The sequence below is a fragment of the Aeoliella mucimassa genome, from assembly GCF_007748035.1.
Classification (GTDB): Bacteria; Planctomycetota; Planctomycetia; order Pirellulales; family Lacipirellulaceae; genus Aeoliella; species Aeoliella mucimassa.
The window spans coordinates 4,056,306-4,070,604 of the sequence record NZ_CP036278.1 but is presented as its reverse complement, the minus strand read 5'-3'; the positions used below and the strand labels follow the sequence as shown (position 1 = coordinate 4,070,604).

Below are 14,299 nucleotides of genomic sequence, written 5' to 3'. Positions count from 1 at the left end.
AAGCTGCTGGCACTCGATGGTCGTCACTCCTTATAATGGGTGCTGGTCCTGCACTCCTCCCTAAATCTGCCGGAAACCCATGCGTATTTTACTGTTGCTACTACTGGTCGTCTCTCCAGCCGCCCTGGCCGACATCGTGGAACTGAAGTCGGGTGGGCAGATTGAAGGCAAAGTAGAGCAGCTGGAGGATGGTTCGTATCGCGTGACCACCGAGTCGGGCACGGTCATTACGCTCGATCGGGCGCAAGTGATGAAGGTCGACTCACCCTCGGCCGAGCAGCAATCGTACGCCTCGCGGGCGTTTGCCGCCCCCGATACGGTCGAAGCCCAGCTGGCGCTCGCCCGTTGGTGCCGCGAGTCGCAACTCAATACCGAAGCCGCTCGGCATGCAGAACGCGTGGTGGAGCTTGATCCCACCAATGCCGAAGCTCGACAGTTGCTGAACTTTCGCAATGTCGATGGCAAGTGGATGACCCGCGAGCAACTGATGGCCGAACGCGGCATGGTATGGCACGACGGTCGCTATCGCACTCGGCAGGAGATAGCGGTGCTGGAGCAAGAAGAACAACTCAAGCAGCTCAACGTCTACTGGCGGTCGGAGCTTCGCAAATGGCGACGCTGGTTGGACGATCGCAACGCCGATAACGTGCAGCAAGCGGTAGCCAACTTTAGCAACCTGAGCGATCCGATGGCAGGGCCTCATCTCGTCGATTTGCTCTCCGATGAACGGGACCCTAAGGTTCGTCGCTTGCTGGCGAAGACCGCCGGACAGATCGATCATCAAGCAACGGTAAACGCCTTAGTTCAACTGTCGCTCAACGATCCCGACGAAGAGATTCGCTTGCAGAGTCTCGACGCGCTGATTCGTTCGGGCCGTCCGGGGTTAACCGAAGCGTACGTCAAGGCACTACGGAGCAATGAGAACGCAGTAGTCAATCGTGCTGGAGTCGCTTTGGCGAGCCTGGACGATAAGTCGGCGATTGGTCCCTTGATCGATGCTTTGGTGACCAAGCACAAGAAAGTGGTTGGCAATGCCAGCGGAGGCGATACCTATTCGGTGAGTCCCTCAACCGGGGGCTTCTCGTTCGGCGGCAGTGGCCCCAAAGAAGTCTCTGGACTGCTAAGAAATCCGGATGTTCTCTCGGCACTCGTGAAGTTGTCGAACGAGCACTTTGGTTACGATCAATCGACCTGGAAAAAATGGCACGCTACGCAGGCACGCATGGTGCAGGTCGATTTGCGTCGCGATCGCTAAGCCAATTTGTGCGCAGCAATGCACAGCGATTACATCTCTTGGATCGCCGCTTGCAAGACCCTGTGGCTTTAGGCAGCAGCCATCGCCTTGGTGGCCGACAGCGTTTCTTCGATCTGCGGCAGCATTTGGTCGAGAATTTCTTCGCTCAAGCCCAAACGTTCAAACACGGTCGCTGGTGGCATTAGCGGTTCGGCTTCGAGCATCACGCCGACACCGTTGCGGGTGGCGACGTAATCGGCCACGGCTACCAGATCGGTGAGTTCTCGTTCGTCGCCTTTGAAGTCATCAGGCTTCTGGTGAAACTCAATCGCCGAGATCAAACGCGAGGGGAACTTCGAACGCCAAGCGACGTAGGCACCCAGTTGCGAAGGATCGAACGTAAGGATGCGATGCACGGCTTCGTGCAAGGTCGATCCTTCTTCCATAGTCGACCGAATGCGGGGCACGTGACGAGCCAGGTGCTGATCGATGATCAACAGGCCCATGTCGTGTAGCAATCCAGCCAGATAGGCTTCTTCCGAGTCGGCTTTGTGGGTCGATTTTGCGAGCAGACGAGCGATTGCTCCAACCGCCATCGAGTGGTTCCACAACCGATTGCGATCCAAGGTGTCTTTGCTGCTCGCAGCGTTGAACTGCCGAGAAACGAACACGGTGATCGCAACGTTGCGGATTTGTTTGGTACCAAGCAGTGCGATAGCGCTACGCAGATCGGCAACTTCTTGACGCACGCCGTAGAACGACGAATTGACGATGCGAATGATCCGTGCCGAAAGGGCAGGGTCTTTCTCGATCAATTGTCGCAGGTCTTCGGCATCGGTTCCTTCGTCAACCGCTGCTTCAATAATACGGAGGGCAATCGATGGCAGCGACGATAACTCACTAAGGCGTTGAAACAATGTTTCAAGTGCCTCGTTGTGCAGTTCGAGCGTGCCTTCGCCCAATTCGTCCTTCGATGTTGCAACGGTTGCTGTCACGGTAGCATCACTGGTTGGAGAACACGGTTGATTCGTTGAGTCTTTGCAGACCTATATGCCCCACGGAGCGTGTTCGCCGGGTCCTTACGGAACCTCTAGCGACAGACAAACCTACCTTGCTTGCAACCAGAGTGCGAAAGTGTGTCGACATTTCTCGGAGACCGGGGCAAAGCAAAACTCCATCCAAGCCATAAGGTTCGGGGAATCGTCATAACCGTTCGATCATGGCGAGTTGCTTGCTCATGCGGCTCTATGTAGTACAGTTCATCTTGAGTCCCTAAGTAGCCGTTTGTCGGCCACGGGGACCGTAGCGCGCAGGTTGAGAGCCCCGACTCGGAGATTGCCCCACGATGCCTTACTCTCAAAATCAAGGTGGCCCCGCTGTGGCGGATCAAGATGCCGCCCAAGAGCGACTCGATCTTCTGCTGTCTCGCATTAATGAACTCACCGCAGCCAGCGAGGAACCGGCCGTTACGATGCCGGTGGTCCCAGGCTCGGCAGCCAGCGACGAATCTCACCGCACCGGCGAATCAACCGATCCAACTGTCCCAGCGACTCCTTTTTCCACCGATCCGATTGCCGATCAACGCGATCTGCATGGCGACTGGATCCCCGTGGAACCTGATAACCTCCGGAAGTCAGGCATCACTGAGAGCGAAGTCGAGGACCTACTGCTTAAGTGCCTGAATACGCGCAGCGAGGCGAGCGGGCGGGATCTTTCGGACCAGGTAAAGCTGCCGTTTCGGATCATCGATCCATTGCTGCAGCAGATGAAGCAGGATCAATTGGTCGGACATCGTGGTGCGGCCATGATGAACGACTATATTTATCAGCTCACGAACAAAGGTCGTGATCGGGCGAAGAAGCTTAGCGAGCACTGCACCTACTACGGTTCGGCTCCCGTGCAGCTCAAGCACTATATCGATAGCGTCACGAAGCAAACGCTCGCCGATCAGCATCCGAGCGAAGAAGACCTACATCGCGCGTTTGACGATCTATTGATCGACCGCCGAATGTTGCTGCGACTCGGGCCCGCGATCAACTCTGGACGGGGGTTGTTCCTGTATGGTGCTCCGGGTAACGGTAAAACGAGTATCGCCGAGCGGGTGACCAAGGCGTTTGGTGAGTACATCTGGATCCCTCGCGCCATTGGTATCGATGGCGAGATCATGCGGTTGTACGATCCGAGCTTGCATGAGCTGGCGCCAGTCGAAGACTTCGACGGCCTGCTCGATAACCGCAAAATCGATCATCGTTGGGTACGTATCAAGCGTCCCACGATCGTGGTGGGTGGTGAATTGACGATGGCCTCGCTCGAGGTGACGCTCAACACCGCAACCAACGTGAGCGAAGCTCCTGTGCAGCTCAAAAGCAACTGCGGTACCTTGGTGATCGACGACTTTGGACGTCAGCGGATGACCACCGACGAGTTGTTGAATCGGTGGATTGTGCCGCTAGAAAAACGATACGACTTTCTCAATCTGGCCAGTGGTAAGAAGATTCAGGTGCCGTTTGATCAGCTGATTATCTTCTCCACCAACCTGGAACCAAAGGATCTGGTGGACGACGCCTTCCTGCGTCGTATTCCTTACAAGATCGAAGTGACCGATCCCGAAGAAACCGCGTTCCGCGAATTGTTCGAGATCATGGCACCGATTATCGGAGTGGAATACAACCAGGATTCGCTGGAGTACCTGATCGCAACGCACTACAAGGCAGTGAATCGCCCCATGCGTTGCTGCCAGCCTCGCGACTTGCTATTGCAGGTTCGCAATTACTGCCATTACGTGAAGGCCCCCGCGGTCATGTCGCGCGAGAATCTCGACTTTGCCGTGGAGAACTACTTCGCGGTGATGTAGCCGTGCGGCGCGATTCCATCGGCTGAGTGCTTAGCGACCGTTGCCAAACTTGAGCGGTAACTGCGGGTCGTGGGCTTCCCCATCGCACAGCTCCTCGTGCAATTTGCTCGGCTGGATGTCGCGATTGTGCTGGTACTTGCTAGCGTACTCGGTGATCTCCCCGGTGATTTCGTGGTAGAAAATCTGGCAGATTGGTACCCCGGGATAGATACGAATCGGTTGCACCGCGAACATCTCGAGCGTCCAGTAGCCGGAGAAGCCGACATCGCCAAAGCCGGCGGTTACGTGAACGAACAGTCCCAGGCGGCCGATGCTCGAGCGACCCTCGATCTGCGGCACCAAATTGTGCGTAGTGGTTCGCTCGTTTGTGCGGCCGAGGTACAGCTGATTGGGGCTGAGCGTGAGCCCTTCGTCAGGGATACGAATGCGCCGGACTCGATTGCTCTTGGCCATATCGAGTACCAATTCTTCGTAAACCAACAGCTCGTCATGCAACGTCAGGTTGTAGCTGTTTGGATTAAGCCGCGACTCATCGAAGGGGTCGATTTGAATATCGCCGTCCAACCGTTCGAGAATTTGCTGACCCGATAAAATCATGGCCGTGAAACTCCTTTGCCCGAAACCTGTGCCCAAGGTAAGCAATGAATTACACCCCAGACCGGCGGGGTTTTCAAGACGCCAGATTTGGGGGAAGCTTCGCGCGGCCGTTCGCAAGCGACGCTTAACGGGGATTTGCCGACTCTATACGTCGATTTGGGGACAGAACTTTTTCATCGAGCAGTCGTCGCATTTAGCCTTGCGAGCGTTACAGATAGCTCGGCCGTGGTGAATCATGCGGTGCGAGAACTCAATCCATTTGGGCTTCGGCAGTATTTCCATTAGGTCCTTTTCCACCTTTACCGCATCGGTATTCGTGGTGAGTCCTAGCCGCCTAGAGAGTCGCCCCACATGCGTGTCGACCACCACGCCCGTGGGAATCCCAAACGCGGTGCCGAGCACCACGTTGGCCGTCTTGCGGCCCACGCCTGGCAGGTTGACCAGGATATCGAGATCTTTAGGAACCTCGCCTTGGTGATCGTCGACCAGTGCCTGGCTGCAGGCCTTGATATTCTTGGCTTTGTTGCGAAAGAAACCGGTGCTCTGCACGAGCTTTTCGAGCTTCGCGATGGGGGCACCTGCAATATCAGCCGGTGTCGGAAGCTTGGCGAACAGCTCCTCGGTCACGATATTCACCCGCTCGTCGGTGCATTGTGCCGAGAGGATCGTTGCGATCAACAGCTGGTAGGCGTTGTCGTGGGTGAGCGCACACTCCGCATCGGGATAGTCGGCTTCCAGCCGTCGAACCACTTTGGCGGCCTGCTTCTTTCTTTCGGCAACCGGCATCGCAGGTGTCTTGGTGGCGGATTTCTTGGGGCTCGCTTTTTTCTTGGCCATGCGGTTTGTTCGACCATGTAGGGGGAGACGATTGCAACTGCCAGCAGTATCTATCATTCGCAAGGGTTGCGGAAGTTCCACCCCACTCGGGAACGCCTTGAGCATGGCGAATCAGCTTGACGCTGGCCCAACACCGACATACGCTTGCGGGTATCGCCGCAGGTAGTATCCTCTCCCATTCCGCATGATCCATATAATTCGAGCTGAAAAACTGCCATGAACCAAGCCGACTTCCGTGCTCAGAATCCCTACGCTTCGTTTGGTATGGTTGCCGCCGACGCTCCTGCTGCTGACCGACTGAGTTTTATCCGTCGGACGTATCTGCATGTTGCCTTGGCTGTTTATGCACTGGTGATGCTCGAGGTGATGTACTTCACCCTGTTCGGCGACACCATGAATCAGCTGATGCCAAGAATGATGAATCGGGTAACTTGGTTCCTGATCCTGGCCGCTTTCATGGCGGTTGGTCATGTAGCGAATAAGTGGGCGATGTCCGATACCTCGGCCTCGAAGCAGTACATGGGCCTTGGCTTGTACGTGTTGTTTGAATCGTTTGTGTTGGCACCATTGCTGTGGATCGCAAATCACTACGCGACCCCGGTGGGAGATATGACGTTTAGTCCCATCGCAGTCGCGGCGGTGCTTACGCTCTTTGTGTTTGCTGGGCTTACGCTTGGGGTTTTCCTGACCCGCGCCGACTTCTCGTTCCTCGGTCCCATTCTCGGAATCGGCGGCATGCTGGCTCTGGGGCTGATTGCGGCCAGCTTCTTCTTTCCTGGAATGCTCTCCGGCGTGTGGTTCCCAATTGCCATGGTGGTGCTCGTTTCAGGGAGCGTGTTGTACAGCACCTCGAACGTGCTTCATCACTATCGCACCACGCAGCACGTTGCTGCCGCGTTGGCGCTATTTGCTTCGCTGGCGACGCTCTTTTGGTACATCCTGCAGATCGTTCTCGCTTCGTCGCGTCGCAATTGAGGTTGACTGGTCGCTGTAGCCAAGCCCTCTGTGCTGCTGCGCTTGGGCACCATGAACGGAGACCTGGTTAGCCGGAATAGCCGCGGGCGCGGGATGCGGCCAATGGCAAGTGGTTTATTCGGGGAATTTCGCCTTTTTTGCCAATTCCCCGGGCAACTACTTTTAAGCTTCTCGCTTTTCAATTCCGAATGGCTGCATATGATGAATGATAGATGAGCAAGGAATCTCGCTAACCCTACAGTCGCCAACTCTTCAGCTACCAGCTCCAGGATGAACCCTTCTGATCTACAGCATGTGGAATTCAACCCCGACGATTTTTCGGGTCGAGTTCGCCTGTTTCCCATCCCCAACTTGGTGATGTTCCCGCACGTTGTGCAGCCGCTGCACATCTTCGAAGAACGTTACCGGGAGATGATGCAGGATGCGCTAGCGACTGACCAGTTGATCGCCATGCCGGTGTTGCAGCCTGGCTGGGAGCCCGAGTACGCAGGGCGGCCGCCTATTGAGCCGTGGGCCTGCCTCGGCAAGGTAGTGCTGCACAATAAGCTACCCGACGGATGTTACAACCTGCTGCTCATGGGAGTTGCCCGACTTCGACTAGAGGAAGAGTTGCCGGCGGTGCGTAGTTTCCGCGAAGCCCGTGCGGAACTAATGGAAGAGTTTCTTCCCAAAGCCGAAGGGGAGTGCTGCAAGCTGCGAAAGCAGCTCACTTCCATCTTCGACGGTTGTGTCCGCCGAGGTGAGGCTCCCCATGCGGTGCGTCAGTTGTTAGCTACTGAACTGCCGCTGACGACCCTCACCGACTTGATGGCCTATGCTTTGCCGCTGAGTAGCGAGGTGAAGCTGAATCTACTGGCCCAGCCATGCGCGAAGCAGCGAGCTGAAATTCTGCTCGAGCTGCTCGACGATCGCGTCGCCTCGGCTCCCTCGAGTCAGAGCACCGGCGACTTCCCGCCGCCGTTTAGCACCAACTAGCGGCGTCTATACCAGCCCTACTCGGGGCGTCATAATAGTTCTCTGTGCCTATAGTATCGAAACCGACAGGCGGTGGCCGCTGGTCAACTTGGTCGGTCTGTCATTTGTATTCAGGAACGACAAGTGGATAAACCATCCGAATCTGGTTCGCTAGATGGCGAAACCTGCGAAAACACCGCAAGCTCCCAGCGGAGCCCTGTGGACATGCCCCGCATCGAACGGGCGGTTCGCGAAATCCTGGCCGCGGTCGGCGAAGATCCTGATCGCGAAGGCTTGCTCGAAACGCCTGCCCGCGTCGCCCGGATGTATGCCGAGTTGTTCAGCGGTCTGCATGAAGATCCCCGAATTCACCTCGAGAAGTACTTTACCGAGAAATACGACGAAGTGGTGTTGGTTCGCGATATTAGCTTCAACAGCATGTGCGAACACCATATGCTGCCGTTTTCGGGCAAGGCCCACATTGGCTACGTGCCGAAGGGCAAAGTGGTGGGGCTCAGTAAGCTGGCCCGCGTAGTCGAGGTGGTTAGCCGCCGGCCGCAGGTGCAGGAACGCATGACCGAGACGATCGCTAACCTGCTAATCGACGAGCTCGACGTCAAAGGCGTTGCCGTAGTGATCGAGGCGTCGCACAGCTGCATGACCATCCGTGGTGTCCGCAAGCCAGGCAGTTTGTGCGTGACTTCGGCCATGAAGGGGCTGTTCCGGTCGAACGAATCGAGCCGCAGCGAGGTGATGAAGCTCATTTACGGTGGCTAAATCCGTGTGGCACCTAGCCTTAGGCGTTGCTTATACTGGCAGCTGGAAGGCGACTTGCTGACCGCCTGCTATCGAACCACGCCACCCGAAATTTGTCCTCCGCCACCGCATTATGGATCCCGAACGGCAACGCATCGAGGAAGATCTTCGCGGCCTGGTGGCAGGCGAAGTGCGTTGCGACGACACGGCGGTGCAGCTTTATGCTGCGGATGCCAGCATCTACGAGATCCGCCCGCTAGGGGTGGTGCGGCCCCGCTCGACCGACGACGTGGTGGCCGTCGCCCGTTACGCCAGCGAACAAAACCTGCCGGTGCACGCCCGCGGCGGTGGTAGCGGCTTGGCCGGCGCTGCGCTCGGCCGAGGGATCGTGGTCGACTTCTCGCACAGCATGCGACGCGTGCTGAAGCTGCAGACCGACTCGGTGCTCGTGCAGGCGGGCGTCGTGCATGGCGAACTCAATCGCCTACTGGCGTCGCACGGCCGGCTCTTTGGGCCCGACCCCGCGACCACCCAGGTAACCACCATGGGCGGGGTGGCTGCGATCAACGCAACCGGCAGCCACTTTTTGCGTTACGGCACCCCGCGCGACCATATTCGCCAGCAGCAAGTCGTGCTGGCCGACGGTACCACGTTCATCGCCGGTGTGCATCAGGTGCCGAAATTCGAACCGGAGTACATCGAGTCTCCCACCACCGAAGAGCGGGTCGAGCGGTTGGTCTGGCAGATCGCTGAACTCATCGAACGCAATCGCACCATCATCAACGACACAGCGATCTACACCGCAGTGAACAGCTGTGGCTATCATCTTCGCAACGTGCTGAAGGATGGCGAGCTGAACCTTGCGAAGCTACTGATCGGCAGCGAAGGAACCTTGGCCCTGAGTACCGAGCTGGAGTTCTCGACGCAGGTCATGCCGAAGCACGTGGGGTGCATGTTGCTAGTGTTCGACTCGCTCGACAAAGCCGCCCGCGCGGTGCAGCACATCCTGATGGTCAAGCCATCGGCCTGCGACTTGATGGACCGCCGGCACCTGAGTCTGGCGCGGGAATTAGATGTGCGCTACGAGCAGCTGATTCCCGGTGCGGCCGAAGCGGTGCTGCTCGTCGAGTTCGATGGCGACACGCGCGAGCAAGTGGATGTGAACCTGAACGAAGTGGTCGAGCTGGTCACTTCCACGCACCATCTGGCGGCCGAGGCCCACGTAGCGACTGAGGCCAGCGACAATTTATTGTTCTGGGAACTCGCCAAGCGGTTCGTGCCGACCTTGCACAAGCTGCAAGGGGTGCGTCGCTCAGTCCCCTTCGTGGAAGACATGGCGGTGCCGATCGGCGCGCTGCCGGTGTTCCTGCGCCATCTGCAAGACGTCCTCAAGCACGAGCAGGTGACCGCCAGCGTGTTTGGTCATGCTGGGCACGGGCAGTTGCACGTCCGCCCGCTGCTCGACTTGTCCAACCCCAACGAGAAGCGGCGGATGGAGCGCATTGCAGGCCAGCTTTACGAGAAGCTCTGGCTACTCGGCGGCACCATCAGCGGCGGGCACGGCGACGGTCTTAGTCGCACTCCGTTCATTGCTGGGCAGTACGGCCCGCTCGTTGGTGTGTTCCGCGAGCTCAAGCGGCTGTTCGATCCCGATGGTATTTTGAACCCTGGCAAGGTGGTTCCGCAGGCCGGCGCGCGGATGATTCACCACTTGCGGAGCGTCGTAGCCGATGTCGACCGCCCTGCGCCAGCTACCGATGATAGTTCTGCTGCTCAGCCGGCCAAGCTTGGCGGGGCAGGGCAGCTTGTTGCGTTGCAGCTGAATTGGGACATCGACCAGGTAACGCACACCGCCCGGGCCTGCAACGGCTGCGCGGCGTGTCGCACGCGGAGCCCCGACACGCGGATGTGCCCAGTCTATCGCTTCGCGCCGCGCGAGGAAGCCTCGCCAAGGGCGAAGGCCAACATCATGCGGGCGGTGCTCACCGGGCAGTTGCCGCCGGATGCGGTGCTGCATGACTCGGTCAAGGAAGTCGCCGACCTGTGCGTGAACTGCCAGATGTGCCGACTCGAGTGCCCGGCTGGGGTCGACATCCCTCGCTTGATGGTCGAAGCGAAGGCCGAGTACGTTGCCAGCAATGGCCTCGACATGCACAACTGGATGCTTTCGCGCATCGACAGCTTAGTGCGGTTCGCGTCGCGGCTGCCGACCATTACCAACTGGGTGTTTCGCAACCGACAGACTCGTTGGCTGATGGAAAAGATCCTCGGCATCAGCCAGGCACGCACGTTGCCGAAATTGGCAGTCCATTCCTTTCTCGACCGGGCTACGAAGCATCGGCTCGAGCATTACGATGACGATCGCCCTCGCGTGGTGCTCTTCCTCGATACGTTCGCTAACTACTTCGACACCGAGCTTACCGAAGCGATGCTCAAGGTGCTTCGCCATAACGGAGTCGAAGTCTGCATTCCGACCAGTCAGCAGCCTTGTGCGATGCCGCTGATCACGGCCGGCTCGCTCGACGTTGCCCGTCGCATCGCCCATCGCAACGTGGCCACCTTAGTCGAGGCCGTGCGGCTGGGCTACACGGTGATTTCCACCGAGCCAACCGCCGTGTTGGCTCTCACCCGGGAATACCCCGCGATGCTGGCCGACGACGAAGACGTGAAACTCGTAGCCGAGAATACTCAGGATGCCTGCCATTACTTATGGCGGCTTCATCTGCGTGGGCGGTTGAAGCTCGACTTCGAGTCGCAAAACCTCGAGCTGGCGCATCACGTTCCTTGTCATCTGAAAGCGCTCGAGGTCGGTGTTCCGTCGGCCAATTTGTTGCGGTTGATTCCCGGTCTGCGTCTGCGTGATGTCGAAAAAGGTTGCAGCGGCATGGCCGGCACCTGGGGACTCAAGAAAGAGAACTACCGCAACAGCTTGCGTATCGGGTTGCCGCTGATTAGCGAAGTCCGCGACGGTCCGTATCACGCGTCGGTCACCGAGTGCAGCACCTGCAAAATTCAGATCGACCACGGCAGCCACAAACCGACGCTCCACCCGATCAAGGTCATTGCGGCCGCCTACGGCTTGATGGACTTGCCGTTTGACGCTGCCGACGCGGCGATCGTTCCGGGAGAATAGCCAGCGATGCAGGTCGAGGTGCTACTGTTCGCTGCGGCTCGCGACTTAGCAGGTGCCACCCAAGTGTTGGTGGAGTTGCCGGAAGCGCCGACCGTCGCCGATTTACGTGTCGCACTCGCCCAGCAGCACCTGGGCTTGGCTCCGTTGATTGCGAGTTGCCGGATCGCGGTGGATGGCGACTTCGCCTTCGATTCGCAACGGATAGAACAAAAAAAAGAACTGGCACTTATCCCGCCGGTGAGCGGGGGATAAGTGCCAGTTGGGTAGTCCCAGTTGAGCGTCGCCTCATGCAACGCTGTACTCTTTAGGTCTCTTGTGGTGCTTGCGACTAGCGAGGAGTCACACCACCGCCGGAGCTCGAAGTGCTGCCGGTACCTTCTTTGCCACCTGAGCTGGTCATTTCGTTCCAGGCCAGCGGAGTGACGTCGTCGGTGATGAAGTCGACCGAGCCATCGCAACGCGACACGTTCACACCACCAGGGTGCTTACTGCGAGCGGTGACGTACTGTTGCTTGTGGTTCAAGCTGTCGTCCGAAGTAGCCGACTTGGGAAGTCCGCTGTTGCCGCTCACGCTAACCGGCGTGGTCGGGGTCGGCAGGTCTTGTTCAATGAAGCCCGACTCTACGTTCGACCACCATTCGCCTTGGCGTGCCAGGGCGTCGGGATCCGACGAGTTAGGCGTGTTGTAGCCAGTAAAGGTCTGACCACCGAGCGCGGTTTGAATATCGGAGTAAGGGCCACCCCAACCAGCGGTGGTTGGCAGTACCAGCACTTCCGACATCATCAGCGTGTTCGAGGTGCCATCGGTGATCTTCGAAAGCTTACCAACCTTCTCCGGCACAAACGGGCCACCGCGGAATTGACGGCAAGCCGGGTAGGGAGAATTCGGGCAGTTGCCGATGTTGTGCTGACCGTACACGGTGTTACCAGCATTCACCACGTAGTTGCCACGAACACGTGCCCACGTGGGGTAGCTCCATTCGTTCATTTGCAGGCCAATGTCTGAAGGGCAGGCAAACATCGGAATGAAGGTCTTACGGGCCTGTTCGTTGAGCGGATCGCTGAACGAAACTTCGGGATGCACGATGTCTTCCAGGCCTTCTTGTTCGATATAAGGCATCACCGGCATGTACCAACCATGATCGTCGTACCAGCGATTACCATCCCACCGCTTCGCCATAGGTGGCAAGCCGCCGTGTGCGCTCTCGTAGTTGAGCATTGCCAAGCTAAGTTGCTTAAGGCCATTCATGCACTGCGCCCGTCGAGCCGCTTCGCGAGCAGCCTGTACCGCCGGCAGCAACAACGCCACGAGAATGCCGATGATGGCAATCACAACAAGGAGCTCCACCAGCGTGAAGCCTTTGATTCGGTTCGCTTTAGTAGACATGGAAAGATACTCCACCGCATTGCTCTCCGGAGCGCGGTACTGGGAAAAGAGGGGACTAGTTAAGGTCGAAATCCAAGCTAGGATCGTCCTCCGTTACGGTTATCGACACTCCCGGTGCTGAGCCAGCAGGCACCAGGTTTGCCTTCTCTTGATATTCTTCGCCTGTACGTTGGTTTATTCGCTTTGGGCCAGAAGGGCTCGTGATGAAAAACTTCACGATCACTTCGCCGGTCGGCGACTTTGGACAGTCGTACTTGCTGTCGATGATTTCCGCTTTGACGGTTTTGCCACCGTCGACGGGTTGAAAAGTAAGTTCGCCAGTCGCATCAGCTGGTAACGCCTGACCATGAATGGTTACTTGACCCTCGAGGTGAGCCGTTTCTCCGCTGCCGCCACCGCAACCTACTAGTATTGTTAGCAGGCATGCAGCCAGCGACCACTGGAGCCAGCCAGCGCCAAGGACTTGTTGTTCACGTTGTTGTTGAAGAGCCACCTGTGGCGATCTCCTTCTAGGGAGCCGCTGCTTCTCTGTAGCCAATAGACGAGTTGAATTGGGACGAGCAGAGAAGCGATTAACTTGACCACTTTTAATATTAACATTTCGTCGCCCAAAGTCAGCCCTCAAAATTGGGTTTATGGCAATTTTTTTTAGAAATTACCGTTCGGCTGAAAAGGTGAATGTGTGTGTCGGAATCGCACAGATTATGGATCACCTGCGATCAATTCTGCGTCATCATAACCCCTCAAATCGACACCAGGCAGCAACTCTTTCAGGTGGTCGATGGTGGATTGCCGCATCACCTGGCTGTACGACACTTTTTTGAGTTTCGGAAACGTTGCCAGCATTTCGATTTCTTCGGGACTCGAGCCGCAGAGTTCGAAGCTAAACTCTTCGATCGACTCCATTCCTTGGGCCGCCTTGAGCGCTTGCTCGCTACCTCCGCAATAGAAGTAGATGCGCTTGAGATTCGTCAGTTGGCGGATCACCGAGTAATCGAACGGTTCGTCGAATGGCTCTCTTCCCAATGAGAACTCAAGGCTGGTTACCTTCTCGCGACACTCTTCGTCGGCCGCCAGCGCGGTAAGCATTTCCCAATAGAACACATAAGTATTACCCGATTCTTTCGCGTGGGCGACCGCACTCGTGGCGTACTTCGCCGCCCGCGCTCGCTGATCGGCTTCGATCGCTCTCAGGGATCGCTCGCGGAGAAGCATCACCCCAAATACAAGTAGCGTACCGACAGCAAAGACGGCTAAAGCGATCGATAAACGACGTAAGTTGCGAGACATGGTAGGGGACGCCTAAAAAGGGGGCTGCAAAGTAGCGGAACGTAGGACGCATTCAAACGCTTGGTGCGGATCCTCACTCACAATAGTCGGGGCACCAAACGATCGATTCTCGATGGATCCTTGGTAAGACCAGAACCTGCTTCGAATGGGGGGGGGGAGTTGGATACCAGCAAGCTTTCCAATCTTCCCACCACGAGACAATAGATTCCCAACGCTGGGCAAATAGATTCCCAATTTACCCAACGATGGGAAAATTGAATCTGCACGCACGCTACAAAACCA

At 57.4% G+C, this 14,299-nt stretch carries 13 protein-coding genes; 7 read left to right on the top strand and 6 right to left on the bottom strand.

Features of this window, described 5'->3' with window-relative positions:
• The first annotated feature begins 79 nt into the window (after positions 1–79).
• The gene (locus Pan181_RS15865; protein WP_145248033.1) at positions 80–1,255 is read left to right on the top strand and encodes a HEAT repeat domain-containing protein; all 1,176 of its coding nucleotides are present in this window, start codon (positions 80–82) and stop codon (positions 1,253–1,255) included.
• Between the two features lie 68 nt (positions 1,256–1,323).
• Here the strand turns inward: Pan181_RS15865 and Pan181_RS15860 are convergent, their stop codons facing one another.
• Positions 1,324–2,229: an HDOD domain-containing protein gene (locus Pan181_RS15860; protein WP_145248031.1), complete on the bottom strand. Its 906-nt coding sequence runs from the start codon at positions 2,227–2,229 to the stop codon at positions 1,324–1,326.
• Positions 2,230–2,579: 350 nt separating this feature from the next.
• On the opposite strand from Pan181_RS15860, the gene Pan181_RS15855 reads away from it, so the two are divergent.
• Positions 2,580–4,088, top strand: a complete 1,509-nt coding sequence (locus Pan181_RS15855; RefSeq protein ID WP_145248029.1) for an ATP-binding protein — start codon at positions 2,580–2,582, stop codon at positions 4,086–4,088.
• Between the two features lie 30 nt (positions 4,089–4,118).
• On the opposite strand, the gene dcd is transcribed toward Pan181_RS15855, so the two are convergent.
• Both dcd and nth read right to left on the bottom strand, forming a co-directional pair.
• Positions 4,119–4,685 carry a dCTP deaminase gene (gene dcd / locus Pan181_RS15850; protein WP_145248027.1) on the bottom strand — a complete coding sequence of 189 codons (567 nt, stop codon included), beginning with the start codon at positions 4,683–4,685 and terminating at the stop codon, positions 4,119–4,121.
• Between the two features lie 144 nt (positions 4,686–4,829).
• Complete coding sequence (gene nth, locus Pan181_RS15845) at positions 4,830–5,522, bottom strand: endonuclease III (RefSeq protein ID WP_145248025.1); 693 nt, start codon at positions 5,520–5,522, stop codon at positions 4,830–4,832.
• A 216-nt stretch (positions 5,523–5,738) separates the two neighbouring features.
• Here nth and Pan181_RS15840 point away from each other — a divergent pair, with 216 nt between their 5' ends.
• The 5 genes from Pan181_RS15840 to Pan181_RS15820 all read left to right on the top strand — a co-directional run bounded on the left by Pan181_RS15840 (position 5,739) and on the right by Pan181_RS15820 (position 11,592).
• Positions 5,739–6,497, top strand: a complete 759-nt coding sequence (locus Pan181_RS15840) for a Bax inhibitor-1/YccA family protein (RefSeq protein ID WP_145248023.1) — start codon at positions 5,739–5,741, stop codon at positions 6,495–6,497.
• Between the two features lie 270 nt (positions 6,498–6,767).
• The gene (locus Pan181_RS15835; RefSeq protein WP_145248021.1) at positions 6,768–7,472 is read left to right on the top strand and encodes an LON peptidase substrate-binding domain-containing protein; all 705 of its coding nucleotides are present in this window, start codon (positions 6,768–6,770) and stop codon (positions 7,470–7,472) included.
• Between the two features lie 204 nt (positions 7,473–7,676).
• Positions 7,677–8,228 carry a GTP cyclohydrolase I FolE gene (folE, locus tag Pan181_RS15830; RefSeq protein WP_145248019.1) on the top strand — a complete coding sequence of 184 codons (552 nt, stop codon included), beginning with the start codon at positions 7,677–7,679 and terminating at the stop codon, positions 8,226–8,228.
• Positions 8,229–8,340: 112 nt separating this feature from the next.
• Positions 8,341–11,340 (top strand): anaerobic glycerol-3-phosphate dehydrogenase subunit C, encoded by a 3,000-nt coding sequence (locus tag Pan181_RS15825; RefSeq protein ID WP_145248017.1) that lies wholly within the window; start codon positions 8,341–8,343, stop codon positions 11,338–11,340.
• A gap of 6 nt (positions 11,341–11,346) precedes the next feature.
• Positions 11,347–11,592 carry a MoaD/ThiS family protein gene (locus tag Pan181_RS15820; protein ID WP_145248015.1) on the top strand — a complete coding sequence of 82 codons (246 nt, stop codon included), beginning with the start codon at positions 11,347–11,349 and terminating at the stop codon, positions 11,590–11,592.
• Positions 11,593–11,668: 76 nt separating this feature from the next.
• On the opposite strand, the gene Pan181_RS15815 is transcribed toward Pan181_RS15820, so the two are convergent.
• From Pan181_RS15815 to Pan181_RS15805, 3 genes are all read right to left on the bottom strand, one after another.
• The gene (locus Pan181_RS15815) at positions 11,669–12,727 is read right to left on the bottom strand and encodes a DUF1559 domain-containing protein (protein ID WP_145252264.1); all 1,059 of its coding nucleotides are present in this window, start codon (positions 12,725–12,727) and stop codon (positions 11,669–11,671) included.
• Between the two features lie 55 nt (positions 12,728–12,782).
• Positions 12,783–13,220, bottom strand: a complete 438-nt coding sequence (locus Pan181_RS15810; protein WP_145248013.1) for a hypothetical protein — start codon at positions 13,218–13,220, stop codon at positions 12,783–12,785.
• Between the two features lie 209 nt (positions 13,221–13,429).
• Entirely contained in the window at positions 13,430–14,017 is a 588-nt protein-coding gene (locus Pan181_RS15805) for a hypothetical protein (protein WP_145248011.1), read from the bottom strand.
• Positions 14,018–14,299 lie beyond the last annotated feature (282 nt).